Source organism: Vibrio sp. Vb1166, assembly GCF_033338695.1.
Taxonomy (GTDB): domain Bacteria; phylum Pseudomonadota; class Gammaproteobacteria; order Enterobacterales; family Vibrionaceae; genus Vibrio; species Vibrio alginolyticus.
This window is the reverse complement of record NZ_JAWOTE010000004.1, coordinates 129,211-156,036: the sequence shown is the minus strand read 5'-3', so window position 1 is coordinate 156,036 and position 26,826 is coordinate 129,211. Positions and strand designations below refer to the sequence as shown.

22 protein-coding genes and 1 pseudogene are annotated in these 26,826 nt (G+C 45.0%); 11 read left to right on the top strand and 12 right to left on the bottom strand.

Features of this window, described 5'->3' with window-relative positions:
* Positions 1-19: 19 nt before the first annotated feature.
* Positions 20-715, top strand: coding sequence for a VC0807 family protein (locus R7E51_RS06580; RefSeq protein ID WP_017820075.1), 696 nt, complete (start codon positions 20-22; stop codon positions 713-715).
* A gap of 73 nt (positions 716-788) precedes the next feature.
* Here the strand turns inward: R7E51_RS06580 and R7E51_RS06575 are convergent, their stop codons facing one another.
* Together R7E51_RS06575 and R7E51_RS06570 are read right to left on the bottom strand one after the other, a co-directional pair.
* On the bottom strand, positions 789-1,781 hold the full coding sequence (locus tag R7E51_RS06575) for a zinc-dependent alcohol dehydrogenase family protein (RefSeq protein ID WP_017820074.1): 993 nt from the start codon (positions 1,779-1,781) through the stop codon (positions 789-791).
* 88 nt (positions 1,782-1,869) lie between these two features.
* Positions 1,870-2,685: an AraC family transcriptional regulator gene (locus R7E51_RS06570; protein ID WP_206957658.1), complete on the bottom strand. Its 816-nt coding sequence runs from the start codon at positions 2,683-2,685 to the stop codon at positions 1,870-1,872.
* A gap of 111 nt (positions 2,686-2,796) precedes the next feature.
* On the opposite strand from R7E51_RS06570, the gene R7E51_RS06565 reads away from it, so the two are divergent.
* Positions 2,797-3,501 carry an MOSC domain-containing protein gene (locus R7E51_RS06565; RefSeq protein WP_206957613.1) on the top strand — a complete coding sequence of 235 codons (705 nt, stop codon included), beginning with the start codon at positions 2,797-2,799 and terminating at the stop codon, positions 3,499-3,501.
* A gap of 53 nt (positions 3,502-3,554) precedes the next feature.
* Here the strand turns inward: R7E51_RS06565 and R7E51_RS06560 are convergent, their stop codons facing one another.
* Together R7E51_RS06560 and R7E51_RS06555 are read right to left on the bottom strand one after the other, a co-directional pair.
* Positions 3,555-4,793, bottom strand: coding sequence for a DEAD/DEAH box helicase (locus R7E51_RS06560; protein WP_206957611.1), 1,239 nt, complete (start codon positions 4,791-4,793; stop codon positions 3,555-3,557).
* 265 nt (positions 4,794-5,058) lie between these two features.
* Positions 5,059-6,060, bottom strand: a complete 1,002-nt coding sequence (locus R7E51_RS06555) for an arginine deiminase-related protein (protein ID WP_206957609.1) — start codon at positions 6,058-6,060, stop codon at positions 5,059-5,061.
* 404 nt (positions 6,061-6,464) lie between these two features.
* Here R7E51_RS06555 and R7E51_RS06550 point away from each other — a divergent pair, with 404 nt between their 5' ends.
* Both R7E51_RS06550 and R7E51_RS06545 read left to right on the top strand, forming a co-directional pair.
* Positions 6,465-8,315 (top strand): ABC transporter ATP-binding protein, encoded by a 1,851-nt coding sequence (locus R7E51_RS06550; protein WP_005374597.1) that lies wholly within the window; start codon positions 6,465-6,467, stop codon positions 8,313-8,315.
* Between the two features lie 591 nt (positions 8,316-8,906).
* Positions 8,907-9,614, top strand: a complete 708-nt coding sequence (locus R7E51_RS06545) for a DUF445 domain-containing protein (RefSeq protein WP_206957607.1) — start codon at positions 8,907-8,909, stop codon at positions 9,612-9,614.
* Positions 9,615-9,717: 103 nt separating this feature from the next.
* Here R7E51_RS06545 and R7E51_RS06540 read toward each other — a convergent pair whose 3' ends face one another.
* Together R7E51_RS06540 and R7E51_RS06535 are read right to left on the bottom strand one after the other, a co-directional pair.
* Positions 9,718-10,194 carry an Lrp/AsnC family transcriptional regulator gene (locus tag R7E51_RS06540; protein WP_005374595.1) on the bottom strand — a complete coding sequence of 159 codons (477 nt, stop codon included), beginning with the start codon at positions 10,192-10,194 and terminating at the stop codon, positions 9,718-9,720.
* Between the two features lie 292 nt (positions 10,195-10,486).
* Complete coding sequence (locus R7E51_RS06535; protein WP_081007959.1) at positions 10,487-10,735, bottom strand: hypothetical protein; 249 nt, start codon at positions 10,733-10,735, stop codon at positions 10,487-10,489.
* A 358-nt stretch (positions 10,736-11,093) separates the two neighbouring features.
* Between R7E51_RS06535 and R7E51_RS06530 the strand changes: the two are divergent.
* Both R7E51_RS06530 and R7E51_RS06525 read left to right on the top strand, forming a co-directional pair.
* Positions 11,094-11,369 (top strand): annotated as a pseudogene (locus R7E51_RS06530) (GNAT family N-acetyltransferase); the annotation flags it as partial.
* A gap of 5 nt (positions 11,370-11,374) precedes the next feature.
* Complete coding sequence (locus R7E51_RS06525) at positions 11,375-11,809, top strand: hypothetical protein (protein ID WP_033906609.1); 435 nt, start codon at positions 11,375-11,377, stop codon at positions 11,807-11,809.
* 91 nt (positions 11,810-11,900) lie between these two features.
* Here the strand turns inward: R7E51_RS06525 and R7E51_RS06520 are convergent, their stop codons facing one another.
* A complete protein-coding gene (locus tag R7E51_RS06520) occupies positions 11,901-12,140 on the bottom strand; it encodes an RNA recognition motif domain-containing protein (protein ID WP_005374587.1) in 240 nt (79 codons plus the stop codon).
* Positions 12,141-12,288: 148 nt separating this feature from the next.
* Here R7E51_RS06520 and R7E51_RS06515 point away from each other — a divergent pair, with 148 nt between their 5' ends.
* Positions 12,289-12,822: a GNAT family N-acetyltransferase gene (locus tag R7E51_RS06515; RefSeq protein ID WP_042522265.1), complete on the top strand. Its 534-nt coding sequence runs from the start codon at positions 12,289-12,291 to the stop codon at positions 12,820-12,822.
* 124 nt (positions 12,823-12,946) lie between these two features.
* Here R7E51_RS06515 and putP read toward each other — a convergent pair whose 3' ends face one another.
* The 4 genes from putP to R7E51_RS06495 form a co-directional block, all read right to left on the bottom strand.
* Positions 12,947-14,440 (bottom strand): sodium/proline symporter PutP, encoded by a 1,494-nt coding sequence (putP, locus tag R7E51_RS06510; protein WP_005374582.1) that lies wholly within the window; start codon positions 14,438-14,440, stop codon positions 12,947-12,949.
* A gap of 136 nt (positions 14,441-14,576) precedes the next feature.
* Positions 14,577-15,284 (bottom strand): 1-pyrroline-5-carboxylate dehydrogenase, encoded by a 708-nt coding sequence (locus R7E51_RS06505; protein WP_172563667.1) that lies wholly within the window; start codon positions 15,282-15,284, stop codon positions 14,577-14,579.
* 11 nt (positions 15,285-15,295) lie between these two features.
* On the bottom strand, positions 15,296-18,427 hold the full coding sequence (gene putA / locus R7E51_RS06500) for a bifunctional proline dehydrogenase/L-glutamate gamma-semialdehyde dehydrogenase PutA (RefSeq protein WP_138939518.1): 3,132 nt from the start codon (positions 18,425-18,427) through the stop codon (positions 15,296-15,298).
* Positions 18,428-18,833: 406 nt separating this feature from the next.
* Positions 18,834-19,646 (bottom strand): AraC family transcriptional regulator, encoded by an 813-nt coding sequence (locus tag R7E51_RS06495; protein ID WP_171342408.1) that lies wholly within the window; start codon positions 19,644-19,646, stop codon positions 18,834-18,836.
* A gap of 972 nt (positions 19,647-20,618) precedes the next feature.
* Here R7E51_RS06495 and R7E51_RS06490 point away from each other — a divergent pair.
* Positions 20,619-21,338, top strand: coding sequence for a helix-turn-helix transcriptional regulator (locus R7E51_RS06490; protein ID WP_206957605.1), 720 nt, complete (start codon positions 20,619-20,621; stop codon positions 21,336-21,338).
* A gap of 73 nt (positions 21,339-21,411) precedes the next feature.
* Here the strand turns inward: R7E51_RS06490 and pdxH are convergent, their stop codons facing one another.
* Positions 21,412-22,047 carry a pyridoxamine 5'-phosphate oxidase gene (gene pdxH / locus R7E51_RS06485; RefSeq protein WP_005374570.1) on the bottom strand — a complete coding sequence of 212 codons (636 nt, stop codon included), beginning with the start codon at positions 22,045-22,047 and terminating at the stop codon, positions 21,412-21,414.
* Positions 22,048-22,162: 115 nt separating this feature from the next.
* Between pdxH and R7E51_RS06480 the strand changes: the two genes are divergently transcribed.
* The 3 genes from R7E51_RS06480 (at position 22,163) to R7E51_RS06470 (ending at position 26,818) form a co-directional block, all read left to right on the top strand.
* Complete coding sequence (locus R7E51_RS06480; RefSeq protein WP_017634535.1) at positions 22,163-24,037, top strand: sensor histidine kinase; 1,875 nt, start codon at positions 22,163-22,165, stop codon at positions 24,035-24,037.
* On the top strand, positions 24,030-25,253 hold the full coding sequence (locus R7E51_RS06475; RefSeq protein ID WP_005383565.1) for a sigma-54-dependent transcriptional regulator: 1,224 nt from the start codon (positions 24,030-24,032) through the stop codon (positions 25,251-25,253). The genes R7E51_RS06480 and R7E51_RS06475 overlap by 8 nt, the downstream gene beginning before the upstream one ends.
* A gap of 173 nt (positions 25,254-25,426) precedes the next feature.
* Complete coding sequence (locus R7E51_RS06470; protein WP_005374562.1) at positions 25,427-26,818, top strand: HlyD family type I secretion periplasmic adaptor subunit; 1,392 nt, start codon at positions 25,427-25,429, stop codon at positions 26,816-26,818.
* Positions 26,819-26,826: the final 8 nt, after the last annotated feature.

The following is a 26,826-nucleotide window of genomic DNA, read 5'->3' as shown; positions in this document are numbered from 1 at the left end:
GTAGAGTCAGTAAAACATTATGAGTAACACGACGGCGAAAAAGCCGAATCCCTTATTTGAAATCCTTTTCAACGTATTTATCCCTTCCTTCATTTTGATGAAGTTTAGTGGCGATGAGCATCTAGGGACAGCAATGGCGCTGGTTGTCGCTTTGCTATTTCCTATCATTTATGGCGGTATGGACCTTGTCCGTAACAAGAAATTTAACTTTATTTCTGCTCTGGGCTTTATCAGTGTTCTACTAACTGGTGGCATCGGCTTGTTAGAGCTTGATACACGCTGGTTAGCACTAAAAGAAGCCCTGATTCCTGGCCTGATCGGTTTAGCGGTTTTGGGTTCAACGTTTACCCGCTACCCACTGATGCAGAAGTTAGTACTGAATAACACAGTGTTGAATCTCGCGTTGATTAACCAACGTTTAAAAGAAAATGGTAAAACCGATGCGTTCGAACGTTGCCTTATGTCTTCTAACTACCTGTTTGCAAGTACTTTTGCGTTCTCATCTGCAATGAACTACTTCCTTGCGACTTGGATTGTGACTAGCCCTTCTGGTACTGCTGCCTTTAACGAAGAGTTAGGAAAAATGACGCTGTACAGTTACCCAATGATTGCCATCCCAAGTATGTTGATGATGTTCGGTATTTTTTATTACATTTGGCGTCAAGTACGTGCGATGACATCGCTCGAAACAGAGCAAATCTTCCATCTAAAATAGCCCAATCATTACAAGTAAACCCATAAAAAAGGGAGGATTTTATCCTCCCTTTTCTCAACAGGCTCACTGTAATTCACAGCGTCAAAATGATTTTTCCTGACACTGCTGACGAGCGTCGCTCAACCATTTCAATCGCTGTTTGAAAGTCCTCTAACGGCAGATCATATGCAACGTTTAACTTTATGTCGCTGCTAATAAAGTGTTCTAACATTTCAGCGAACACCGTCTTTCTCCCGCCTTTACCTACCGATTCTTCCCAATACCGCAAAAAGAATGTACTAAAGTCGATGTTGTTGGCCTTCATCGATTCAAAAAACTCAGGCGTATAAGGCGTTAACGACAATGTTCCGTAGTTGATGTATTGGCCATTTTCTTTCAAGGTACGAATGAGATCCGTGCCAGCCTCACCACCTATCGCGTCCAGAGCGACCGTTGGTTGTGGCAGTTGGCGCGTTTGCAGCTGCGCTTGTAAGTCTTTCTTCGCGTCCAACACTGGAATAGTATCGTACGGATACTCGTCTGGCTTTGAGGTCACAGCAATCAGTGTAAAACCCAGTGAATGGGCGAGCTGGGCAAATATCTTACCGATCGCTGACCCTGCTGCATTGATGATCACCACATAGTCTTTGTTCAACTTAGCTACTTTAGTGGTGATCACCCACGCGGTTAACGCGTTGATGTACAACTGACAGGCATAGCCGTTCTCCAAACTCTCAGGTAGCGGAAAAAGATTCTCAGGCGAGGCATCTATGTAGTATTGCCAAGTACCACTCATCGCCACCAACACCTTTTGCCCAACTTGAAGGTCAGTTTGACCAACTGCACTGACTTCCACCACACGCCCAACCGCTTCAAATCCCGGCACGCGAGGTGGTATGTGAACGCGGCGGTATTGCCCAACACCATGAATGGAAAGCAAGTCACTTGGGTTAATATTGGTGGCCTCCAGTCGCACCCGAACCTTGCCCTGAGCAAGCGGTTTGAGGGGCTCTTTTTCCAACGACAGCGACGTTTGGGGCTGACCAAAACAGAATTGATTCACTCGAGTATTTATCGTTGGTGCCATTGTTATTCATACCATGTAATTGAAATTCAAAAAGGAAGTTTCGCGACTTCTACTCAAAAGCATTAAGTGAAGTCGAAGCTCTGTATTTCTACCTGCGCGATGCGCCGTTCACTCTAAACTGTTGTGGCGTCATATCAAAATAGGCTTTAAATGCTTTGATGTAGGATGAGTCATTTTGATAACCCACTAGGTCTGCAATGGCTTGGATTGGCAACGATTCATCTAACAAAGAAAGCGAGTAAATTAGCCGAATTTGTTGCCGCCAAAGCAGAAATGAAGTGTTGAATTCCTTGGCGAACAGCCGTGATAAAGTACGCTCAGACGCCCCAATTTTCTCCCCCCACTCTTTTAGCGAACAGCTCAACGCGGGCTCGTCAGTCAATTGCTCGAAAATCAGTTTTAGTCGTCTGTCTTGTGGCAGCAATAACTGAAATGTCTGCACGTTGCTTTTCAAAATTTGATCATGCAACACCGCCAGCAAATGCAGCACTTCTTCGTGGCTTGTCTCACCTTCACACTGTCTGCGGATCTCTTGTAAAAGCTCATTTAAAAACGGCGTTAAAGCAATGGTTCTCACTTGTGGCTCGTACGTCGCACCAAACTCAGGGTTGAGGTAAATACCAACAAATATCGTATTGCTTAGAGCAATCGACTCGTGTTGAACACCCGCAGGAACAAATAACGCAGAGGTGTGCGGAACCAAATGCTGATAATGCTCAGTTTGTGTTTGCAATAACCCTTTGATAGGAAAGATGATTTGATGCCAAGTGTGTTGATGCAGCGCATCAATGTAACCTTTTGGCATGTCGATGGTTTTCACCAAAACAGGAGAATGGGGATTCGCGTCCATCATCTCATTGGAGGTGACGACGCCTGACTTCGAATCAATTTGGCGAGTTAGCATTGTTAGTTGTCTTTTCATCCCTACACCGACACAAGTTTACTAGGCTATCATGCTCCGCATCGCGAATGAAGGTAAACACTTTATCTCTCATTCAAATAATAAGGAGGTTATATGAAGAAAATCGGCGTCGTAAAAGCTGTGCTAGCAGGGAAAACCGTCCCTTATGCTCATGGAGCGCAAAGCGCAATCAACAAACAAGTGCTACCTGAGCGCCAGCACGCAACAGAGCTTGGTTTTACCAGTGATGAGCAAGGTGATCCGCGCTTTCATGGTGGCATTCAAAAAGCGCTTCATATTTACCCAAGCGAGCACTACCCAATCTGGCAACAAGAATTAGGCAAAAGACCAATTTTCCAATCCGCCGGCGGCTTTGGCGAAAACATCGCCTCCGAAGGCGTCACCGAATCCACGATTTGCTTGAAAGATAAAATTCGCATCGGCTCAACACTACTGGAAGTGTCGCAAGGTCGCATGCCTTGTTGGAAACTTAACGTACGTTTTGACCAACACGACATGGCGAGAAGACTGCAAGATACGCTTCGAACAGGCTGGTATTTCCGAGTGTTGGAAGAAGGCGATATCGGTGCAGGTGACGAGATTATTCTGTGCGAAAGACCTTATCCAGAATGGCCACTGGCTCGTATCATGGGTGCGGTTTTCACTGGCTGTTTAGATAGAAAAGAACTCACTAAGCTGTCTGAGCTGCCGTTAGTCGAGTCTTGGGGCAAGTTGGTCGAGCGCCGTCTAGAAACTGGCGAAGTTGAAGATTGGGAAATGCGCTTGGTTGGCCCAACTGCCGTTAATACTCAAAAGTAAAATTTGTAAGCCATGCTCTGAACCGACTATGCCGTCAGAGCGTGTTTTTTGTTTTACTTCGCACTCGGGGCTGGGCGTTTCGACTTACCTTGGAACTGCTTAATGCTCTTCTTAGCATTAGTTCGGCGGTTGGCTTTTTTATCGCGTGGCGCGCGTTTGCTCTCGCCAGTTGATGGCTTATCCGTTACTGGAAAACCTGCCAGATCTTGCACTGGTAATACACGTTGAGTCAGGTGACGAATCGCGCTTAGTGCGTCCATTTCACCATGACAAACCAATGACATCGCGACACCTTGTTCGCCTGCGCGAGCGGTACGTCCTACTCGGTGAACATAGGTTTCTGCATACATTGGCAGTTCAAAGTTGATCACTACAGGTAATTGCTCAATGTGAATGCCACGCGCTAGTAGATCGGTGGCAATCAACACCTGAATTTGCCCAGATTTAAACTGCGCCAGTGCTTCTTCTCGCTCATCTTGACTCTTATTGCCATGCAACGCATTGGTTGAGATGCCCGCTTTATTCAGCTTCTTCGCTAAGCCATCGGCGTTCTCTTTCGCACCAATAAAGACTAATGCCTTAGTCCACGCGTTTTTTTGAATCAGTTCAATCAATGCCTTGGTTTTACTGCCTTTGTTGACGAGGTACAGCGTTTCAGCAATATCTTGGTTGGTGCTGTTTTCTTGATGCGCTGCAACTTGCTTTGGTGCCTGCATAAGCAGCTTCGCTTTACCCTTCAACTCATCTGAAAACGTTGCCGAGAACATTGCGGTTTGACGCTGGTTTGAAATAAGCCCCGCAATATTTTGTACGTCAGGCCAAAAGCCCATATCCAACAGACGATCCGCTTCATCCAACACTAGGTAATGGATATTGCTTAAGTCTAAACCGTTGTTTGCTAGGTCAACCAAACGACCAGTCGTCGCGACAAGGATATGAGGATTTGTCGCTAGCGCCTGCTGTTGTTGCTCTTTATCAACGCCGCCACACAAACACACTGCGTTGAGTTCAAGAACTTGACCAACTTGGTTAATTGCTTCACTCACTTGCATTGCCAGCTCACGAGTTGGCACAAGAATCAGCGCTTTTTGCTCTGGATTGACACCCAGCTTTTCCAACAAAGGCAAACCATAAGCAAGGGTTTTGCCGCTGCCTGTATTTGCCAAAGCCAATAGATCTTGACCAGCCAACAGCTCAGGAATGGCCAACGCTTGAATATCGGTCGGTTTCTTGAAGTCTTTTGGCAGTGCGTGAATCAGCTCAGAACTCAATGAGAGAGTAGAAAATGGCATTAACGAAAACCTTGTACTTTGGGTTGAAGAAGCAATAAAAATAATGAAGATGCGGTAAAACGCAGGCGCGGACTTTACCACAATCTGCTAGGTGAACCATCCTATTTTAGGTGCTTAAACCAAGCGTCGCCTACGCAAATCGTCAGAAAACTAAAAAGCGCAAAAAAGCCGTTAGTCTGTACTGCCACAGAGCTAACGGCTAAAAACCCTTGAAGAGAACGCTTCATCAGCCTTTCACTGCGGCTGAAAAGAAATGTGCAGTTTATTAAAGCACAGCTTTACGATTCGGTAAGAACACTTCACCCAACATGCAACGAACCGAACCACCACCAATAGATTCTATGGTAGAAACGTCGAATGGCAGCAATTTACCGTGCGTTGCCAATTGGTTTCTTTGTGCTGGTGAGAATGCATCGTACGCCGATTGCGACATCGCAATCACCTTGTCGCCGTTGATCGTTTCCAGTTGCAGAATGTTACCGCAGAACTGGTTCATCTGATCAAGCGAAATTGAGATGACTTGCTTGTCTTTGGCGAGTGACTTCATTACAAAACGACGCTCAAATTCTGGGATCACTTCGTCACAAATCACGCAAAACTGTTCGCCAACCGCCATCATCACATTGGTGTGATAAATCGGCGCACCAGACGGCAAACGAGTTTGGAAAGAAATCACTCGTTCATAGCCAATACGATCGGCGTAATCTTCTAAAACCAGACGATCACAACGTTGTGAGAGTGCGGCGTAGACCGTTTTATTTAGGTGGTCAAACACCATCACACCCGTGCTTTCTAAATACGCTTGCTCGTCAAGATATTCAGTTAGACTGCTGCGTCGATGAACTTCTCGCCCTGCTTGCGCTAGTGCTGCCACAAGTGCATCGGGACGTACTTCTTTTTGACGGTTTTCACAGGCCATTGGAAAGGTGTACAACGTGCCATCTGGCGTAGTGCTAAACCAATTGTTTGGAAATACCGCGTCTGGCGTTGCAACACCTGAAGTTGGATAATCAAATTCAACAACTTGAACGCCCTCTTGACGCAGCGTTGCAACCATACTCGCGAACTCGGCCATTGCTCGACGTGAGACTTCTTCTTGGCTGAGTGACACTTTATGTTGGAACTCATTATCTTGTGCGGTTTCTTCATTAAAACGAAACTCTTTCGGTGGCACCATCACTACGCAGTTCGCGGTTTGGCGCTGAGCACTTTGCGTGCTTTCTTCTTTCCCATTAGCAAATTGGGTCACTGATTCGTGTAATAGCATCCAATACATTCCTTATCACTAGAATGAGGAGATTGTAAATTTATTGTTAACTTCAGTTTTGCTGTTTTGACAATTAATTTAATTGCCCAAAAGTAATTTTTGCTGCATTAAGTTCATTTTTCCATAAATTTTATTGTCACTTTGCAGGTTTAAGCTTTTATTGCACCGTGATGAACATGATAAGAATTCATCATAAGAATCAGAACCATAGACAATCACACTCATAACCAACTAGTTACATTTAAGACACAATCGGTTAGACTATTTTTTCGCCCCTCTCGTCAATCGGTCTGCTTTATCGAGGAGCAGGCAAGAAACTCTCATACACGCGGTTTCGCCCAAAGCAGCGTGAATCGATGGATTTAGCCACCCCAAATGGCACTGTTTTAACTTTAGGATGAGTTATGTTTAAACGATTTGAAGGCTTTACAGAGCCATTCCCCAAATCTACACCGGATCAGCCTCCTTCAGGGATGTTCGCTTTTCTGCGTTATTACACTCGTGGTTATGAAAAGCCTTTGATCATCATGTCTTTGATGGCCACAATTGTGGCTGTTGTTGAGGTAATGTTGTTTGGCGCCATGGGACAATTGGTTGATTGGCTGTCTACCAGCAATCCAGAAACGTTCTTACAAGACAATAAATCGGATTTGATTTTCTACGGAGCCTTATTGCTGGTTGTCATGCCTATATTGGTGATCTTGTACTCGTTGCTCGTTCATCAAACGTTATTGGGCAACTACCCAATGTCTATCCGCTGGCTTGCACACCGGTATTTGCTCAATCAAAGCTTGAACTTCTATCAAGATGATTTTGCAGGCCGAGTCGCAACGAAAGTCATGCAAACCTCATTAGCTGTGCGCGAAACCGTAATGAAAGCTATGGATGTGTTTGTTTACGTTACGGTTTACTTTACCAGCATGATCATTATGTTAGCGACGGCAGACTGGCGTTTGATGATCCCAATGATCGTCTGGCTACTCGCTTACATCGCTATCCAAATCTATTTTGTCCCTAAGCTCAAAGACGTCGCTTCAGCGCAGGCCGATGCACGTTCGACAATGACAGGGCGTATCGTCGACAGTTATACCAATATTCAAACCGTCAAACTGTTTTCTCATAGCCAGCGCGAAACCCAATATGCCGAGCAAGGCATGAAAGGATTTTTGAATACGGTCTATCGTCAAATGCGCCTAGTGACCGGCTTCGACGTCGCTGTAGAGATCTCAAACTATATTTTGGTATTTTCCGTTGCTGCTTTATCGATTTACCTGTGGTTGGATAGTGCCATTAGCGTTGGCGCGATTGCGATTGCTGTTAGTCTTGCATTGCGCGTAAACGGTATGTCGATGTGGATAATGTGGGAAGTTGGCGCCCTCTTTGAAAATATGGGAACCGTTGTCGATGGAATGAAAACGCTCTCTAAGCCTATTGATATTAAAGATAAACCAGGCGCAAAAGACTTGGTTGTCACTGAAGGAGGCATTCACTTTGATAACGTCAGCTTCCATTACGGTGAGAACAAAGGCGTGATTAGCCATCTCGACCTCAACATCAAACCAGGAGAGAAAGTAGGCTTGGTTGGGCGCTCCGGCGCCGGAAAATCGACTTTGGTGAACTTGTTACTTCGTTTCCACGATGTCGAAGACGGCAGCATTAAGATCGATGGACAGAACATCTCAGAAGTCACACAAGACTCTTTGCGTTCAAAGATCGGTATGGTGACCCAAGATACTTCTCTGCTACACCGTTCAATTCGAGACAATATTTTGTATGGCAATCCAGATGCGACAGAAGAAGATTTGCTGAAAGCCACTAAGCAAGCGCATGCCCATGAGTTTATCGAAACTCTGACCGACCCATTTGGTAATGTCGGATACGATGCGCAAGTTGGTGAACGTGGTGTGAAACTGTCTGGCGGCCAACGTCAGCGTATCGCAATATCTCGTGTGCTACTCAAAGATGCACCATTGCTGGTACTGGATGAAGCAACATCGGCTCTGGATTCAGAAGTCGAAGCAGCGATTCAGGAAAGCTTGAATGAATTAATGCAAGGGAAAACGGTTATTGCTATCGCTCACCGATTATCGACCATCGCACAAATGGATCGCCTCATCGTGCTAGATAAAGGCAGCATCGTTGAACAAGGTTCTCATCAAGAACTCATTGCGAATAACGGTATTTACGCCCAGCTCTGGGCGCATCAAACTGGCGGATTTATCGCTGAAGAGCTAGACAATCAACACGCTTCTTAACGAGTGATAAGCTCAATAAAAACGGCGCTTTAAGCGCCGTTTTTTATTTTAATCCATGGCTAGACGCTCATATAGCCATTATGGTTTCTCATATATGAAACACTCTCCATGATAAAGCTCACACTTTTTCTGCTAATATACCGCCTCGTTGCGTATCCATTTCAATGAACACAATACAGAGTATTGAGCCGTCTTCATTTGTCATTTCACTTTTTGAGAAACAGCTATACTCAATAGATGGCTTAGTTATTATATTAACAATAAGGTAATTAGCTTATGTGTAAATGTGGTTCAATGCAGATCGTACAACTCAAACCAAGTTGGGCTGACAAGCTATTTGGCTACTCAGAAAGATGGAAATGCCAACTTTGTTTTAAGATCTACCGCATCTAAAATTAAAAATAGAATCTTAGTTTTTCTAAGAAAAAGCAGTGGCCCGACAATGATTGTCGGGTTTTGTTTTTCTGTACATCCATTTTTATCCCTTCGCAACACGGTCACTCATCACGGCAAAACCTAGCATCTCAATGTGACTTAGGTATAGAATCAGGCCCACTTATTCTTTCCGATATTCACATATAACTGGTCACTATGAACAAAAGTTTGCTAACGAATGTCCTCGCTATCGCTTTGATGGCTGGAGGTCATCAATTACAAAACGACTATCTTTGGTATGCGGGGCTATTTGCGTTCTCAGGCGCCATCACCAACTGGCTTGCCATCCATATGCTGTTTGAGAAAGTGCCTGGATTATACGGTTCTGGCGTGATCCCCGCGCGATTTGAAGAGTTTAAACTGGCTATCAAAAACCTGATGATGGAACAGTTTTTTACTGAAGCGAACATTGACCGATTCTTGAATAAAGAAATGGCGGGCGGTGTGAACATCGATCTTCAACCAGTAATTGAGAAAGTAGATTTAAATCCAGCATTTGATTCCCTAGTGGAAGTAATTGAAGGCTCTCAGTTTGGTGGCATGCTAGCGATGTTTGGCGGCTCGGAAGCGCTACAACCCATGCGCCAACCTTTCGTCGAAAAGATGCAAGAATCCATCATTGAGTTGAGCAAGAGCGATAACATCAAAGAAGCACTGAAAGAGCAATTCGAATCTCCTGCAATGATGGATGAGATAAAGCAGAACATTGAAGGTATCATCGATCAACGTTTAAGCGAATTAACACCGGCATTAGTTAGAGAAATGGTGCAAAAGATGATCAAACAACACCTTGGCTGGCTAGTCGTTTGGGGCGGTGTTTTTGGTGGTTTAATTGGCGTTATCAGCACCTTTATCGGGGCATAATCGCTCACCGATTTATTAAAAAAGGAGCTTCGGCTCCTTTTTTAATCGTGAAAAAGTAATATACCAAGCCACGCTAAATAAGGAGGATCAACACATGCCTCGCCTAACCAAGGAGCTCGGGATTAACACCAAATCCCGTTTTATGTTCTTCTATGACCACTTCACTACGAGTTTGAATCACGCCCGGAAGCGTGCCTAACTTGCTCGACATAAACTCCTGATACGCTTTCATGCTCTTAACACGAACTTTTATCATGGTATCGAAATCTCCAGAGAGCGAGTAGCACTCTTCAATTTCAGGCATCAATTCCACCGCTTTCGCAAACTTTTCAAAAATAGAAAAACTGGTTTGGTCTAAACGAATATGGATGAATACTTGCACATCCAGCCCCAACTTTTCCGCATTCAACTCCGCATGATAACCATTGATATACCCTTCTTTTTCTAGTCGCTTTACACGGTCAGAACATGGAGAAGTCGTTAAGTTAATCAGCTTTGCTAGTTCTACAACCGGAATTCTGCCTCTCGAATGAAGCACTCTCAAAATATGTAAATCAATCCGGTCCAATTGATAACTCATTAACCCACTTCCTTGTAACCACTTAGAAAGCATCACATTAATCGTTGCTCAAACAATTGCAAACCATCAAATGCACAGCATGTGAAATTCAGCAGAGAATAACCAGAAAACAACGAAGGAGGGAAAGAGCTATGATTATTGCCGCTCACTTAGTAACCGTGATATGAAGAGAAAAAGCAACCTATCGGCTCCCGCGGAGTCGCAAATTTGAAAGCGCATGACACGCCTGTATAGATATGTCGTTCGGGCAACGCCGCCCTATTTAGCCATTAATCATGGCTATCACTCAGAGTTAGAGTGCGGCCGATGTATGCCGTGCAGGATGTGGAACAACCTCTCCAATTGCACGATGATTACAACAACGGCAGTAGTATTGAGGCTCCATCTCGTAATAATGTTCACCTGATACAAATTTCGCCATCAGCTGTGTAAAACTCACCATTTTGCCTGTTAACGAGTCAACAGACTGAGGCTCGCAACGCTTCATAATCACTTTATGTTGCGTTGATTTTCTACAAGCTGCGCAATATATATCCGGCATTTCTCTTCTCCCTACTTTTTCGTCCTACTGACAATTGACATATTTTGTTCAAAATAATTCCACAATTAAAAAGCTCCTTTAATTTTTTGTGCCCTATCTTCAAAAAATTGAACGAAAGTATCAAAAAACTGAGACATTGGTCAGACCTCAACTTTTGTACCATCAATATGAGCAAACGTGCTTATGTGTGTAATGATACGACACATTACACATAAGCAATTGTTCGGGCTTATTATTTAGTAAGGCGCATGACAACTTTACAGCTGGCTAGATCGAGCTTTCGAGACGCCTTGTTATCTTGATTTACCCCGCAAACCAGTTGCTAGCAGCTATAGCCGTCTCATCAAGGAAGAAATGCATGACGATACAACCGATTCTCACTACCGAAAGACTCGTCCTCCGGCCATTCAATATCGATGACTGCCAACAAGTGGCTTTACTCGCTGGAGATAAGCGAATTGCCGACATGACAGCAAACATCCCTCATCCTTATGAGCGACCGATGGCGCAAGCATGGATAGATAGGCACGATCCGATGTATCAGCAGCATCAAGGCGTAGCGTACGCTATTACCTTGCGAAACACTGAGGAGTTACTTGGTGCGGTGAGTTTACCGCGTATAGAAGAGGGATATGTCGGATGATCATCCATGAAACTTCACAAAATCTGCCCAAGAACAACCCTTTCTTGCTAGGAGCTGTATTGTTGTCGCTGTTCTATTTTTCCTACCTAGCAGACAAGATCGTCGAGTTTGGACTCGTAGCACTCACAATAATAGGATTGAAACTGCTCTCAACGTACTTCACGCGCCGCGCGTTCAATCCTAAAACGCTAGATATCGATGCAAGCACCAACACCTTGAAGTATCGCCAGGGCTCAACGGTTTACTTCCGTCTACCTCTTGATGACATTGTCAAAGTCCAAATACAGAAAGAGTTCTTCTCTAGCAAAAGTTTGATGCTCTACACAGTCAACGACGCTTACCAAGTGCCGAATTCAGACAATTTCGATTCTCTACAGTTAAAGGATTTAATGAAACAACTTGAAGAGAGAATTGATGATCAATCTCGCTAAAACGAAAAGAGAAGACATTCTAGAATGTTGCCAATTTGGTCTCTAAATAGAAAGACAAAAAAGCCAGCAATAACGCTGGCTTTTCTCTGTATTAGTCTTGTGCGACTTTCACGCGAATTTTGCTTTTTTCTACGTTCGTCAAATTCAGTGCTTCAAGAGCAGAAATGGCTTCTGCTTCGTCCGGCATGATGACAAAACCGAAGCCTTTCGACAAACCCGTGTCTTGATCAAGCACTAGCGAACACAGTTCTACTTTGCCGTACGCTGAGAATAATTTGCGGATATCTTGCTCGGTCATGTGACGAGCCAAGTTTCTTACTAAAAGTTTCATAATGAACCTAGTTGGTTTGATAACGGTTCGATTCTCTCAGTTTCTCTCTGGCAAACCAAGTGAATAATATGACGGCGTTGACTAGATCATTCTAAGTACATCTGTTTAAATGATTTTCCGTTCATTTTTCACCCATAGGAGAGTCGGCATGGAAACGAAACGTCTCAAACTCATCCCTGCTTGTTTAGAACGAGCCGAAGAGGCGCATCAAGCTGTCGTTCGCAGCCAAAAAACTCTCGAAGTCTATCTGCCGTGGGTGCCTCATGTGCTGACATTAGAAGCGATGATAGAAGGGACAGAGAAAGCCATCGCAAACTTTGAAAACTTCGAAGAAGAGCTGCGTTACTACATGATTGAAAAGGAAAGCGATCGCTTACTGGGTGCGGTCGGCCTGATGATTCGAGATCCCGACGTACCGTCCTTTGAGATAGGTTATTGGTTAGATAATGCTGCCGTTGGCAATGGTTATGTTGCCGAGGCTGTGCTCGAAGTTGAGCGCTATGCGTTTGATGACTTGGGCGCAAAGAGAATCGCAATTCATGCTGATAGCACCAACCAAAAGAGCAGGGCTGTAGCCGAGCGCTGTGGTTATGAGTTCGAAGGAGAGCTCAGAAACGAACGTCTGACTACATCGGGAGAGCTGAGTAACACCGTTATTTACGCCAAAATTCGTCGCGACTAACACTCCAATCTAACCGAGCAATGCTAAGCTCTGATCTCAAGCTACCGCCACTAACGTTAATTAAGTTTCAGATAAAACAAAGCCCGCTAAAATAGCGGGCTTTGTGTTCATATACGGGAAGTTACTAGTCTAGTTCAACCAGTTTTTTCTCGAACGACTGGTGTTGGTCTAACACGTCTTGCGCAGCACCGCCCGTTGCTTTACTTACCACAATGATGGCAAGCGTAGAGAAGATGATGCCCGGTACGATTTCGTACACATCAAACCAACCGCCAGTTAGCTGCTTCCAAACTACGATAGTGATACCACCAACAAGAATACCTGCTAACGCGCCGTTACGGTTCATACCGCTCCAGTAAAGGCTAAGTACAACCGCAGGACCAAATGCCGCACCAAAACCAGCCCAAGCGTAAGATACAAGACCAAGTACTGAGCTATCAGGCGTCATCGCTAGGAATAGCGCAACAAGCGAAATAACGATAACACCGATACGACCAATCATTACGATTTCTTCAGAAGACGCTTCTGGCTTGAATACTTGCTTGTAGAAGTCTTCTGCAAGCGCTGAAGATGAAACAAGGAGCTGTGAGTCAGCGGTACTCATTACCGCCGCTAGGATTGCTGCTAACAACATACCCGCAACGACAGGATGGAATACTGCGTTAACCAATAGCATGAAGATCTTCTCACCGTCCTCTAGTTGAGTACCCGGATGACCCGTAACCCAAACCAGACCAACAAGACCAACAAGCATTGCACCAACCATAGATAGTGCCGTCCAAATCACTGCGATACGACGTGCAGTCGTTAGATCTTTGTTTGAACGAGACGCTTTAAAACGCGCTAGGATGTGTGGCTGACCAAAGTAACCAAGGCCCCACGCCGCTAGAGAGATAATGGCAATCGCAGACAATGGTTCGCCTTTCGCGTCATTCCATAGCGTTGCAAGTTCTGGGTTGATGTCATGTAGATCAGAACTTAGCTGACCTAAACCACCGTCCATTACCGCTATAGGAACAATCATTAGCGCAGCCGCCATTAGCAGACCTTGCACTAAGTCAGTCCAAGATACCGCTAGGAAACCACCGAATAGTGTGTAAGAAACGACACACACCGTACCGATGATAACAGCGTAGGTATAATCTAGACCGAATACCGTCTCAAACAGTTTGCCCCCTGCGACCAAACCTGAGCTGGTGTAGAAAAGGAAAAATAGAAGAATGAAAAACGCAGAGATTGTCTGAATCAGTTTCGACTTATCGTTGAAGCGACGTGACAGGAACTCTGGCAACGTTAGCGCGTCAGTTTGGATACTGTAGGTACGGAGGCGTTTTGCACTGATGAGCCAGTTTGCCCATGTACCAAGAAGTAGACCGCCGGCTAACCAGAAGGCCTCGATACCCGCAGCGTACGCATAGCCAGGCAAGCCTAGCAGCAGCCAACCACTCATGTCTGAAGCACCTGCAGATAATGCAGCAGGCCACGGACCTAGGCTACGGCCACCTAGGAAGTAGTCAGATGAATTGGAAGTCCTCTTATACGCGTAAACGCCAATAGCAACCATAATCAGTAAATACGCCACAAAAGTGGACGTGATAGCAAAGCTATTTTCTATCATTAGATAGTCCTCGTTATAATTATTTCCTTCCTTGCCTGCCCTGATATTTTACCGTCTCAGCAATACATCAGAGTATAAAAAACCAATCTGGACCGGCTCTCAGTCCAGTTACTCCAGATTGGCATTACAAGTCAGGTTAGTGAGTTTCGTTCCCCAACTCGAGTAGAGTTGCGTTACCACCCACCGCGGTAATATTTATCGTTCGAGTGCACTCAGTAATGAAGCGCAACGAGAGATGAGGATCATGAGCCAATTTCGGTGACTCTAAATCCGTTTCAGAAACTAAGCCGACGATTGCACCGTCACGCTTAGCTAGTTGAAGATTGAGCGCATGCTCAACCTGTGAACGCCCAACATAACCCACACTACGTACATCGCTCTCAAGCAACGGGGCAGACGCATCGTACGCAACAACCTGGACTAAGTTAGATGGGAAGTTTGCCAACGCTACAGCTTGCTTAACCAGTTGGTTTAGCTCTGCATTGTCACTGCAAACGACCACACTGTTGCCTGCAATTAAGGCACAGGTGATCATCGCAAAAGCACTGTATAACGCATTATCAGCAGGCTCGATGTTGTTTTCACAAATCACCAAAGCCACACCGCGTCCTGCGGCATACAGTTCGTTAGTTTCCCCTGTAGGGCCAACTAACTGGTGAGTTTCTGCAAGAAGAGTTGATGCTTGTTGCAAGTGGTAAGAAACCACTTTGGCAACGGTAGACTGCTGCCCTTCTAGTGCAGATTTAAATGCCAGAACATGCTCGCATTTGTAATCAAAATCAGTCAGATTCCACTGCTCCCACGCAGAGAATGCATCTTTAAAATAGGTGATCTGATGAACCATAATGCGACTCCTTATGCGTTTTCTGCTTGAGCAAGAAGATGTTGAGTAAAGCGGAATAGGTAGTGTGGACCACCAGCTTTCGGGCCAGTACCCGACAAGCCTTGACCACCAAACGGCTGTACACCAACCACAGCGCCAACTTGGTCTCGGTTGATGTAGCAGTTACCTACTCGAGCATGTTTCTCAATCCAACGGTACGTGGTTTCGTTACGGCTATGGATACCCATCGTCAAGCCAAAACCCGTTTTGTTGATCTGCGCAACCACGTTCGGTAATTCAGACGCTTTAAAGCGAATAATGTGCAAGATTGGACCAAATTGTTCTTCTTTCAGCACATCGATGCCCGAGATTTCAAACGCACTTGGTGAGACAAAGTCACCATGCTGGCACGATTCATCCAGCTGTAGCTGAGCGACTTTAGTCTGTGTTTTGCTCATTTGCTCAAGGTGAGCGAGGAGTTTTTGTTTTGCATTGCTGTCGATAACCGGACCAACATCTGTTTTGTGTAGGTAAGGTAAACCAACATGCAGTTCATTCATCGCACCCTGAATCAGGTTGATCATACGGTCTGCTACATCTTCTTGTACAAATAGAACACGAAGGGCAGAACAACGCTGACCAGCAGATGCAAACGCCGAACGAATCACATCACGCACCACCTGCTCTGGCAATGCAGTACTGTCCACAATCATTGCGTTTTGGCCACCTGTTTCCGCAATAAACGGAACTGGTTTCGCGCTGCGCTCCGCGAGCGTGACGTTAATGCGTTGCGCCGTTGCCGTTGAGCCAGTGAATGCCACACCAGCAATAGCATCATGAGAAGTCAGTGCATGACCGATCTCAGCGCCGCGACCAGTAAGTAACTGAATCACACCAGCAGGGAAACCCGCATCAAGCATTAATTCAATAGCACGAGCGGCAATTAAGCTTGTTTGCTCAGCAGGTTTTGCAACCACAGTGTTACCCGCAATCAGTGCTGCCGTTACCTGACCAAGGAAGATAGCCAACGGGAAGTTCCAAGGGCTGATACACACAAACACACCAAGACCTTCACGGCTAGAAATGCGTTTCACACCGTCAAAGCCTTCTAGCTCAAATGGCTGTAGGTTTTGCGCTTGTTTCGCGTAATAACGACAGAAATCCACTGCTTCACGAACTTCATCAATACTATCGTGAATCGTCTTGCCCGCTTCTTTGTGACAAATCGCCACCAGCTCAGCCAGATTTTCTTCCATTAAGTCAGCAAGCTTTTCTAAACAAGCCGCTTTTTGCTCAACAGGAACGGTTTTCCAATCAGAGAAAGCAGTTTGCGCCGCATCAATTGCAGCGGAAACATGATCAAGTGTTGCAAATGCCACTTTGCCGACTTCAATTCGGCGATCGTACGGTGCGGTGATGATCTCAGCCGCATTTTCCTTGATCATGCTTTCGGCAAAACGCTCACCATTGATCATCGGGCCTGCAACCCACTGATTGTCCATGAAGCTTTCTACCTGCGCTTCAAATGGCTTCGCCTCACTGTCGATATCAATGTTGACGCCATATGAGTTCTTACGCTCAGGGAAAATATCGGCAGGCAATGGAATTTTGTCGTTGTGTATCGTGTCAAAACCCGTCAACACATCCACAGGGTGATGGGTCAACTCATAAATCGGACAACGCGCATCAACTAGACGGTGTACAAACGAGCTGTTCGCACCATTTTCAAGCAAACGACGAACCAAGTACGGAAGAAGATCAGCATGGCTACCGACAGGAGCATAAATACGTACTGGCTGACCGTACATTTTCATAACATGGTTATACAGTGAATCACCCATACCATGCAGGCGCTGGAACTCGTATTCTTTGTGCTCCGCCATGACAGCAATTGCCGTCACCGTGTGAGCATTGTGGCTTGCAAATTGTGGGTAGATATTACCGCGAACACCTTCGCTAAGTAGGAAACGAGCACAAGCTAGGTATGCAACGTCCGTCGCTTCTTTGCGAGTGTATACTGGGTAATTTGCATAACCCGCTTGTTGAGACCACTTGATTTCGCTGTCCCAGTACGCGCCTTTAACCAAACGCAGAGGAATAACGTCACCTTGTTCTTTTGCGAGTGCATTTAGCCACACCAAGACTGGTAGCGCACGTTTTGAGTAGGCTTGAATAACCAAACCAAACTTGCCCCAACCCTTCACAAGATCGCTACGGTATACTTTCTCAAATAGCTTCAGGGAAAGCTCAAGGCGATCCGCTTCTTCTGCATCGATTGTGATTGCAACGTCGACTTCAATTGCACGTTTCAATAGCTGCATTAGTGAGTCATACAACTCTGTCATTACACGTTCTTCATTTGCGACTTCGTAGCGCGGGTGTAATGCAGAAAGCTTGATGGAAATCGAAGGCGCAGGGCTGGTGTCGTTACCGTAAGTCTCGCGACCCACCGCTTCGATCGCCATTAGGTAATCTTTGAAGTACTTGTTCGCGTCCGCTGTAGTTAACGCCGCCTCACCCAACATATCAAACGAGTAGGTGAAACCTTTGTCGCGCATTGGACGACCGTTCTTCTGCGCTTCTTCGATCGTACGACCACGAACAAACTGGTGACCCATGATCTTCATTGCCTGATACATGGCTTTACGAATCACAGGCTCAGAGAATTTATTTACCAGACGGTTTACAGCCTGACCTGGGCTCTGGGTGCCTTGCTCACCAAGACCAACCACTTTACCTGTTAGCATGAGGCCCCATGTTGATGCGTTAACAAACACAGAGTCAGAGTTCTTCAGGTGAGATTTCCAGTCTGCGACACTCAACTTATCTTTAATCAAAGAATCTGCTGTCGCGGCATCTGGGATGCGCATTAATGCTTCTGCAAGACACATCAGCAAGATACCTTCTTGAGTATCTAAGCTGTATTCCAGCAATAAAGCATCAATCATCTGGATTGACTTCTTATCGGCACGAATGGCTTCGATAAGGTGGGTCGTTTGGGTAGTGATCGCCGATTTTTCATCCTCTGTCGGCGTCGCTAGTGGCAATAGTTGCTCTAGCCATTGAGACTCGTCCACCATATATAATGGCGAGATCAGTGACCACAACTTATCAAGCGGCTGCCCGATAAATTCCGGTGTCAACACGTTCGTAGCTGTAAACATGTGTGTTCCTCAATCTCACTCCTCGAAAACCGCTTCGAGGATTATCAATGGCTGGCAGTGTATTTTGAGGCCGATAAGAATACTTGTCAAAAACTACGACATTTTTGCCAAAAACTCGCTTTTATAACAAAACATCCACATAGTCACATTCAAATAGGTAATATTTTGTGTTGTAAATTTTAATTTTTTCATTGCATTCACAACAAAATATCAAGAATATCAATAAGATTTTTGTGAAGAGCTCGTTCTAAGAGAAAATGTAGGATCAAGTGGCATATCAACCACTGCAAAGAACAGAGAATTTAAAAAAACGAGAGATAGGTCACGTGAATAAAACATAAAAAAACCATGCATAGTGCATGGCTTTATTCTGATTGATGATTATTTGACCTAAAAAAACGCGTTGTTATCCAACTTGTTTTTTATAACGGGAAGGTGATATTCCCTGTAAGCGAGTAAAAGTATGAGTAAAAGTACTCTGGCTTGAGAAGCCAGTAAACTCGGCAATTTGCCCTAAAGAAAGGTGCCCTTGCTCGATTAATTCACGAGCCATGTCGATACGCTTTCCGAGAACATATTGATGAGGTGTAATCCCCATCTGCTCTTTAAACAAGCAATGGAACTGACTTTCCCCAAGAAACACTCGCCCGGCCAATTGAGCCACACTAATCTTATGACTCAGGTGCTGCTCAATGTAACGATCAATCGCCTCCAAATCAAAGCGCGACTCTTTTCGACTGGTCTCAAATGCCGAGATATGGCGCTGCATTAATGCAATCACAGTGTCGTTACACGCACGACTTAACAGCAGGTCATCCGGATGGTTTCGCATTTCCTGAACCAACATCTGTATCAGCTTCTGAATTTGACTATCTAACTGGAAGTAGACATGGTCTCTCTCCAGGTTATTGATTTTTTCAAGCATTTCAGGATCATCATTTGTCGGTTTGGGCATATTCAGCACCAAAATATCCGATTGATTGATGACGCCACCGAAAGCATGATCAGAGCATGCGGTAACCACACAACCTTGACCAGGGCCGACAAGATTACCTCGCCCGCGCACTTCAAATTCGGCTTGCCCTTTTAAACCAATCACGATCTGCGTATAAGAATGATCGTGGCAATCCATATAAGACGGAAGTGTGATCAGCTCCGCCGGCTTTGGCAGAATAATCTCTTGATATGAAAGGATTTTTTGGTTATCTGAATCACTCATTTTAAACAGTCGTCTTTACACGGTCAGCTTACGTCTTCGCATCATATACCTTCTTTGTTGGGTTGCAACTTTTACCCAACTCAATCGACAAGATCAAATCAGCATGCTCAAGTTCATTTACATGATCATAGTTCCGGAACGATGATCATGCGAGGTTACTTTACGGTCAGTGAGCAACCAATTTTATTAACAAAAACGGATAGATAGGCAACACCTTACGTATACATAATCAATCAATGTAAAGATCCTTATTACCGAACAATCTGTTATTTTGTAAAACACCGTGCTCCATATTAGATAACTCGTCCCTGAAACGGATCGAAACCCACTCTTAAACTCAACATAGAGGGATTTCCCCCCTTACTAATATGCTTCTGATTCAATACATTAGTTATCGAGCTTTAAGATGCATACGATCTAAAGCTCTCGGTATCTCATTGATACCTCTAACTTACTTAGCAGACCCTCGCTAGGTAATTTAGAACCTCTTCTACACGTCGACAAGATTATATCTTGTGTTGCCAGCCCGTCTTCAGGCTGGCTTTTTTTTTCGCTTCTCAACAATGAAAACAATGGCATAAGCTGATATCATAGCGTTTGTCTCACTGTCCCTCTCATATGCTTAGGTGCTGCTCTTTCGCTCACAAGTGATATGAACGTCAACCACATTACAACTGAGTTGTAGGAAGCATGATCAAGGACGATACGAGTTGTAAGCCGAACATTGGCGGACATCCGTGAGCGCACATATCTGTAATGAAACAGACCATTTTCCCAATTAAACTCTTCGTTCCATTTCGTCGTTGTCTATGACTACCTGACGAAAACATCGAACACCACGAATTTAATTGGATTGAGCGCCAATCAACGAACGTGTTCTAGCAACGTAACTGCCTACTTGGCAACATCAATACGAGCCATGTAACACGGACGTCTCTGTATTGGTAAAAGCAGTATGTAGTGAGTCCTTTTGTGAATATTTCAGTCGATACCATAGAACAATCCCTCCTTAAACAGCTACCAGGTTGTTGGGGATGCAAAGATAAAGATTCGGTATTCCTATACGTAAACCAGGAATACGCAGAACTGTTAGGGCACACGTCGCCCGAGGAGTGCTTGGGTAAAACTGATTTTGATATGGCCAGCCCAACCACTGAATGCGCGCAAGAATTTCAACGCCAAGATAAACACGTTCTCGAAACTGGCGAGTCACTAAAAATTCTCGATATCCACCCTTATCCAGATGGCCGCTGGCGAGCACATATATTTACTAAAACACCGTGGCGAGATGACAAAGGCGACATCGTAGGCACCATTTTCTACGGAAGGGAACTCACCGACACCGCCGTGATTGAAGTCGGGTATTGGGTTTGTCGTGCAATCAGTACCAACCCAAATCAACAATCCATCTTTCGTTTTTCTGACTTACAACCAAAACCAGAGAAGCTCACATGCCGCGAGCAAGAAACGCTTTTCCTCTTGCTCTATGGCAAAAAGCCTCAATTTATCTCTCAGGTCATGGGCATATCAACAAAAACCGTTGAAGGTCACGTCGCACGCTTACGTAATAAGTTTGCAGCGAACAGCAAGAACGAGCTAATAGATAAAGCAATGGAAGCAGGCTACGGCTCTGTTTTACCCAAAACGCTGCTTAAGCATCAATTATCGGTTGTGTTGAATGGAGAGCGATAATTCGCATCGCTTCTACCTACAAAAACACCGCCCCAATTCGGCGGTGTTTGTTTATTCATGAGGGACCATAAGCCTATGGCGCTAAACGATCAATGTCCCAACTTCCATCATGCTGGGAGAAAAGAAAACGATCGTGAAGGCGATGTTCGCCACCTTGCCAAAATTCGATGCTCTTTGGTTTTACGCGAAAGCCACCCCAAAAGGTTGGTACTGGTATTTCACCCTTAGCAAACTTCTGTTTTAGCTCTAAAAACTTACCTTCCAACACACCTCTGGCAGAAATACGGCTACTTTGTTTGCTCGCGATTGCGGCCAACTGGCTCTCTTTAGGACGAGAAGTAAAGTATTTCATATTCTCTACGGCGGTAAGCTTTTCAGCCACACCAGTAATATGAACTTGGCGCTCTAACGGGTGCCAAGGGAAGTGCAAACTAATATTGCTGTTATGCTCTAGCTGCTGGGCCTTGCGACTGCCTAGGTTGGTGTAAAACACAAAACCATCTTTGTCGACGTTTTTCAATAGAACAATGCGTTGAAACGGCATGCCATTTTCATCAACCGTTGCAACTGTCATCGCAGTCGGGTCCGTTAAACCCGCTTCAACTGCTTGCTCTAGCCACAGATTAAATTGATCAATAGGATCAGCTTTCAAATCTTTACGACGCAGCCCACCTTTGGTGTACTCACGACGAATATCAGCAAGTTCCATCTTTACTCCTTCACTCGTTTTTGTCGATTGTGCTCCCGATACTGAGGAAATACAAGGACATCATTGTGCTTGTTATCGTTGCCGCTCACAGCATCACAGTGCGTCATTTGATACCATGACACAAAAAACCAGTGAGCCGATCGTGAACTTACTCAACCCCAAAGCCCTACGTCATTTTTTACTGCTACTGTGTGCCGTTGGCATTTCAGGGCTTGCGCTTACTCATCATTACGCAACTCAATACCAACATGATCAATGGCAACAAAAGCTAGAGAGACAAGCCGCGCAAGTATCACAAGAAGTGGACTACGAACTGGCAAAGTTTGAACAGATACCAAACCTATTAAGTCACGACCCAAGACTACTCAAAGCAGTCGAGCGCGGAACGCCCTCTCAAGAGCTCAACCTACTGTTATCAGATTGGTTGAAGCAAAGTTTGGCCGATACGATTTACGTTCATGACCGTACCGGGTTAGTCATAGCCTCAAGTAACTTTCAGCAAGAAGATACGTTTGTTGGCTCTAGCTTTAGCTATCGCCCCTATTTTAAAAATGCGCGACGCGGTGAGCCCGCTCAATACGTTGGATTAGGCGTACGCTCGAATAAACGTGGGTACTTCTTCTCATCTCCGCTGTGGGTAAATGAGGAAGTCGTTGGCGTGATCACAGTAAAAGTGAATTTGGAGCAATTAGAACAGCGCCTTTCGCAAACCACGACTGACGTACTCATTACAGATAAACACAATGTCGTGTTTATGAGCAATTTACCAGACTGGCGCTATCGTGCACTTTTCCCACTGTCATCGAGTGCAATAAATGAACTTACCGAAACGCGTCAATATGGCGATACCTTACCCGAATATTTTGGTGAGTTAACGGCACACAGTGGTGTCACGGAGTTTGATGACAATCAATTGCTTCTATCACCGAATTACCTCGCATACGCAACACACTTATTGGATAAAGGGTTTCGCGTCGTTGCCTTAATTAACCACAACAGCGTTCTTGCCGCCGTTTTACAGGCCGATATCGTCTTCCTGATCTTATATGCGCTCATTGCTCTAATTGCGTTAGCGTGGTTCCAAACCCTAGTTAACAAAGCACGCCTTGCCCATCTCAATGTGAGCCTAGAAGAAAAAGTAGTGCAACGAACACTAGTTCTGAGTGAAGCCAACCAAAAACTACAACAGACCATCCGCCAATATGAGCAAAGCCAACAAGAGCTTAAACAAACACAACAAGAGCTGACGCAAGCCGCGAAATTGGCACTGTTGGGCGAGCTATCAGCCAGTATTAATCATGAGATAAATCAGCCACTTTCCGCACTAAGAACCTATACCGAAAACTCGCAGCGTTTGTTGGCAATGGAAAAATACCCAATGGTCGCTGACAATTTGGGCAAAATGCTGACACTCAATGACACCATTTCGGAAGTCATTGCCCGCTTAAAAGTCTTTACTCGGAAAGCCACACACGATTCACACAATGAAATCTCAGTACTGCACGACGCGGTACATACTGCCACCAGCATTTTGAGCAACAAGCTTATTAAGCAAGGAGTAACACTAAAAGTTCCGGCCATCGACTATGATGTGAAGCTGGCCATTCACAGCGTTGAATTAGAACAAGTGCTGATAAACCTCTTCCACAACGCCGCACAAGCGATGGAAAACCACTGTATCGATCCGCAAATATCCATTGCTGTTCAGTGTCATGATGACAGTTGCGACATTCTTGTTTCCGATAACGGACCAGGGATGTCAGACGAAGCCCTAGCAAAAGTGTTCGACCCATTTTTTACGACTAAGCCGGAGGGTCTTGGATTAGGTTTAACAATCTCCAAGCGGATTATAGAGAGCTATCACGGCTCCCTCTGTGCCTATAAACATCAGAACACAGAACAACAAGCAGGAGGGATGACCTTTATCGTGACGCTACCAATAGTCAATCAGAATAAACGTACCCCAGAAGTGGAAAACGACCATGAATAACCCAGTTTTCTTTGTTGATGACGAACCACACATTCGTGATGCCGTGTCTCAAGCCCTGCTGATTGAAGGGATAGACGTCACCTGCTTACCAAACGCAGTAGAAGCCTTACGCGTAATCGACTCAAATACGCCTGCGATTATCATTACCGATATCCATATGCCCGTGATGGATGGCTTGGAGTTTATGCGAACTTTGCGAAGCAAAAACGATCACTTTCAATTCATCGTACTTACTGGACATGGAGATGTGAAAACCGCGGTAGATGCGATGAAAAGCGGCGCGTACGACTTTCTAGAAAAACCGTTTTCAACGGAACAGCTCATGAAATCGCTCAACAATGCCAGCGATAAACTGAACTTGTTGCAAGAAAACATCTGGCTTAAGAAAGAGCTCGACATGCAAACTCATGTTGGTCCGAAAATGATTGGTCACAGTAAGGCCATGGTTAGTATTCGTCGCGCCTTGATCAGTGCGCCCACAAGCCAGCCGCTCATTTTTGTAGGTCAAGATGGTACGGGTCGGCGACTCGCTGCACAATTTGCCCACGACATACATGCAACACCGGATAGTGAGCTAATCGCCGCTTCTGGTGAAGACCTCTATGAGCTTTCATTAGAAGCGCTCGACAAAGCCATACACCGCTTAAGTGAAGGAAAACGCCACTGCAGTTTGTACTTACATAGCGCAGAGCATGTATCATTTGAGCAATGGGAATACTTATTCAAGCACCCAAAACTTGAACGTGTTTTTGGCGCGACCACCCAAGCCGAGCCGCCTCTAAAATCCCTGGCGACTCTAATTCACTTACCGACGCTCGATGAGAGAAAGGAAGATATAGGGCCTTTATACAAGCACTTTGTGCGCCACACCGCGAGCCGATATCAGTTACAGCCGCCACATATCAGCCTAGAAGAGGTCAAACACCTCACCAGTCTCGAATGGCCAGAAAACGTTAAGCAGCTACGCCAATTTGCTGAACTTCGTGCCCTCAAGCCAGATACTTTTAGAATGGAAGATTGGAACAGTGAGAAAAGTCTTGAAATTCAGAGTATGACTCAGCGCACAGAATACTTTGAATATTGCTTGTTATTCGATGCATTGCAAAGACATCGCGGCAGACTCAAAGAGGTTCAACTAGAATTACAGGTATCACGCAAAACCTTGTACGACAAACTAAAAAAACATCAGTTGGATAAAGCCAAGTTCAAGGCGTAATAGCTATACTCCGGCGCTAATTATGCTTTTGTTTGATTTAGAAAGTGTAAGAAAGCTCATTTGAAGAGAGAATAACCCTCTTCTCATATTTTGTTAGCCGAGCATGCTGACATGATCGGTTAATAATAATAAGATCATAAAGATAATCCGTAATTATATAAGCAGGGACTGTGATGAGCCGAGATAACTACAACAAACTCAACGATGAAGAGTTGGATTTTGTTGATGACAAAACTGCAGCATTGCTCCTCAATACCCCCAACAGCGCGCGTTTTATGCTCTGGGTTATGGTGCTATTTTTCATTGCAGCAATAGGTTGGGCATCTTGGGCTGAAATCGACAAAGTCACGGTTGGTCAAGGCAAAGTGATTCCCTCCTCACAGATACAAGTAGTCCAAAACTTAGAAGGTGGCTTAGTCAAAGAAATCTTGGTCAAAGAAGGTCAGTTGGTTGAAAAAGGCCAACAGTTACTGCTTATCGACGACACCCGCTTTCGCTCGGATTTTCGTGAACGTGAGCAACAAGTTGCCAACCTTACCGCATCTGTGCTGCAACTATCCGCTTCTATTAACAGTGTTGCCGTTAATCGTGATTTTGAAACGGAAAACTGGCGTCAAAGTGTACTACTTGATTACGGTAAACTGACCTTCCCACCAACCTTGGAAGAGACTCGACCTCAACTCACACAGCGTCAAAAAGCAGAATATCGCGAAGATCTAGATAATTTACGCAACCAACTTTCTGTTATTGACCAACAAGTGCAGCAAAAGCAGCAGGACTTGGTAGAGATCCAAGCACGAGTAAGGAACTTGCGTCAAAGCTACCAATACGCGAAAAAAGAACTCGATATCACCAAACCTTTGGCAGACGAGGGCGTTGTTCCTCGTATTGAACTGCTCAAATTACAGCGCCAAGTCAACGATACCCGTCGTGAAATGACGTCCAGTGAGCTCAAGATTCCCGTATTGCAATCAGCGATTCGAGAATCCATGCTCAACCGTATTGATGTTGCACTCAAATTCCGCTCTGAACAGCAAGAGAAACTCAACAGCGCCCAAGACCAGTTATCTGCCTTGGTTGAATCAGCGGTGGGCTTGGAAGATAGAGTAAACCGAACGGTTGTGAATTCGCCAGTAACAGGCAAAATCAAAACACTGAACATCAATACTGTCGGTGGTGTTATCCAACCTGGTATGGATATCGTCGAGATCGTACCAACAGAAGACACACTATTGGTAGAGGCGAAAATTGCGCCAAAAGACATCGCATTTTTACGCCCAGATCTTCATGCTATCGTGAAATTTACAGCTTACGACTTCACAAAGTACGGCGGTTTAGAGGGAGAGTTGGAACATATCAGCGCGGATACCACTCAAGATGAAGAAGGCAACAGCTTCTACATTGTTCGTGTACGCACCGAAAAAACAAACTTTGGTCAAGATGCAGATTTACCAATCATTCCAGGAATGACAGCATCGGTCGATATCATCACAGGGAAGCGAACCGTTTTGGAATATCTACTTAAACCGATTTTAAGTGCCAAAACGAACGCCTTGAAGGAGTAAACCACATT

Bases quoted from the DNA above. Each gene is read 5' to 3' on its own strand.
- R7E51_RS06580 (WP_017820075.1), top strand. From the start codon at position 20: ATGAGTAACACGACGGCGAAAAAGCCGAATCCCTTATTTGAAATCCTT.
- R7E51_RS06575 (WP_017820074.1), bottom strand. From the start codon at position 1,781: ATGGCACCAACGATAAATACTCGAGTGAATCAATTCTGTTTTGGTCAG.
- R7E51_RS06570 (WP_206957658.1), bottom strand. From the start codon at position 2,685: ATGCTAACTCGCCAAATTGATTCGAAGTCAGGCGTCGTCACCTCCAAT.
- R7E51_RS06565 (WP_206957613.1), top strand. From the start codon at position 2,797: ATGAAGAAAATCGGCGTCGTAAAAGCTGTGCTAGCAGGGAAAACCGTC.
- R7E51_RS06560 (WP_206957611.1), bottom strand. From the start codon at position 4,793: ATGCCATTTTCTACTCTCTCATTGAGTTCTGAGCTGATTCACGCACTG.
- R7E51_RS06555 (WP_206957609.1), bottom strand. From the start codon at position 6,060: ATGCTATTACACGAATCAGTGACCCAATTTGCTAATGGGAAAGAAGAA.
- R7E51_RS06550 (WP_005374597.1), top strand. From the start codon at position 6,465: ATGTTTAAACGATTTGAAGGCTTTACAGAGCCATTCCCCAAATCTACA.
- R7E51_RS06545 (WP_206957607.1), top strand. From the start codon at position 8,907: ATGAACAAAAGTTTGCTAACGAATGTCCTCGCTATCGCTTTGATGGCT.
- R7E51_RS06540 (WP_005374595.1), bottom strand. From the start codon at position 10,194: ATGAGTTATCAATTGGACCGGATTGATTTACATATTTTGAGAGTGCTT.
- R7E51_RS06535 (WP_081007959.1), bottom strand. From the start codon at position 10,735: ATGCCGGATATATATTGCGCAGCTTGTAGAAAATCAACGCAACATAAA.
- R7E51_RS06525 (WP_033906609.1), top strand. From the start codon at position 11,375: ATGATCATCCATGAAACTTCACAAAATCTGCCCAAGAACAACCCTTTC.
- R7E51_RS06520 (WP_005374587.1), bottom strand. From the start codon at position 12,140: ATGAAACTTTTAGTAAGAAACTTGGCTCGTCACATGACCGAGCAAGAT.
- R7E51_RS06515 (WP_042522265.1), top strand. From the start codon at position 12,289: ATGGAAACGAAACGTCTCAAACTCATCCCTGCTTGTTTAGAACGAGCC.
- putP (WP_005374582.1), bottom strand. From the start codon at position 14,440: ATGATAGAAAATAGCTTTGCTATCACGTCCACTTTTGTGGCGTATTTA.
- R7E51_RS06505 (WP_172563667.1), bottom strand. From the start codon at position 15,284: ATGGTTCATCAGATCACCTATTTTAAAGATGCATTCTCTGCGTGGGAG.
- putA (WP_138939518.1), bottom strand. From the start codon at position 18,427: ATGTTTACAGCTACGAACGTGTTGACACCGGAATTTATCGGGCAGCCG.
- R7E51_RS06495 (WP_171342408.1), bottom strand. From the start codon at position 19,646: ATGAGTGATTCAGATAACCAAAAAATCCTTTCATATCAAGAGATTATT.
- pdxH (WP_005374570.1), bottom strand. From the start codon at position 22,047: ATGGAACTTGCTGATATTCGTCGTGAGTACACCAAAGGTGGGCTGCGT.
- R7E51_RS06480 (WP_017634535.1), top strand. From the start codon at position 22,163: ATGACACAAAAAACCAGTGAGCCGATCGTGAACTTACTCAACCCCAAA.
- R7E51_RS06475 (WP_005383565.1), top strand. From the start codon at position 24,030: ATGAATAACCCAGTTTTCTTTGTTGATGACGAACCACACATTCGTGAT.
- R7E51_RS06470 (WP_005374562.1), top strand. From the start codon at position 25,427: ATGAGCCGAGATAACTACAACAAACTCAACGATGAAGAGTTGGATTTT.